At 54.6% G+C, this 542-nt stretch carries 1 protein-coding gene; it reads left to right on the plus strand.

Features of this window, described 5'->3' with window-relative positions; all coding sequences use genetic code 11:
• A partial coding sequence (locus B9Z45_RS17180; protein ID WP_158270457.1) for a hypothetical protein occupies positions 1–542 on the plus strand: 542 nt, incomplete at both ends.

Genomic DNA, 542 nt, shown 5'->3' on the forward strand with positions numbered 1-542 from the left:
CTGACTTTGTGGTCATGCTTGGCGGTGCGCAGGTGACATCCAACGTAACCATCGGAGCCCCCACGCTAGTTTCAGGCAACAAATACAAGGTCAACGTCAGTGGCGCAGCGATTACCAGCGGCACGGGTGCACTCAGCCTGTCATTGGTCAACGGCTACAGCCTGAACGATGTGGCGGGCAACAACAGCAAGACCTTGTTGAGCAACGGCACCTTTGACACTGACCTCACCGGATGGTTGATTGGGATATCGGGTGCGAAGCCAGAGGCCAACGTTCAATGGTTTGGGACTACTACTGCCATGTTTGGTTATCCCAGAGCTAACGGCGGTACGCTGTCCCAAACGATGACTACAGTGGCCCAAGAGTCATATACGGTCACGTACATGATCAAAACGAGCAACTCGACAGCTGGGGTATCTACTCTGGTCGCTTCGGCTGTGGCATCAGACGGCACGACTGCGCTTGCAAGCTTGACGTCGAGTATTCAAGACAGCAATTGGCGCTACCAGAGTTTTACGTTTGTGGCCACGGGCACCAGCACA

It is taken from the genome of Limnohabitans sp. 2KL-17 (assembly GCF_003063415.1).
Lineage (GTDB): Bacteria > Pseudomonadota > Gammaproteobacteria > Burkholderiales > Burkholderiaceae_C > Limnohabitans_A.